The 288-nt window shown below is 51.4% G+C and carries 1 protein-coding gene; it reads left to right on the top strand.

Annotated features, from left to right (window positions below; all coding sequences use genetic code 11):
* The coding region (locus tag Q4563_RS19120) for a hypothetical protein (RefSeq protein WP_303605637.1) at positions 1–214 on the top strand (214 nt) is incomplete at its 5' end.
* Positions 215–288: the final 74 nt, after the last annotated feature.

Genomic DNA, 288 nt, shown 5'->3' with positions numbered 1-288 from the left:
CCTGCAGCCTCCCCTGCATCGGGCGCTGGCCCTGGCATTACGCAAAAACCTGGGCGAAATGAACGAAACCAGTCTGTTTGTTACCCGCCTGATCGGCTATACCCTGGGTGAACGCTGTGATGAAGTACAGGCGTTGGTCAATGAATATTGTAAGCGTCACTGCTTGCTGGTAGTGCAAGCCATCGAAGCCAATGCACAGAAAGAGTCAATCTGACGCTGTAGAAGTGGCGTGATTAGCCACTTCCAATTAATATTGCGTATTATTCGGGCTGTTGCCCTGTACAGTCC

Source organism: Gilvimarinus sp. 1_MG-2023 (assembly GCF_030548285.1).
Note: the sequence above shows the minus strand (reverse complement) of the source record. Positions and strands in the feature narration are given on the sequence as shown.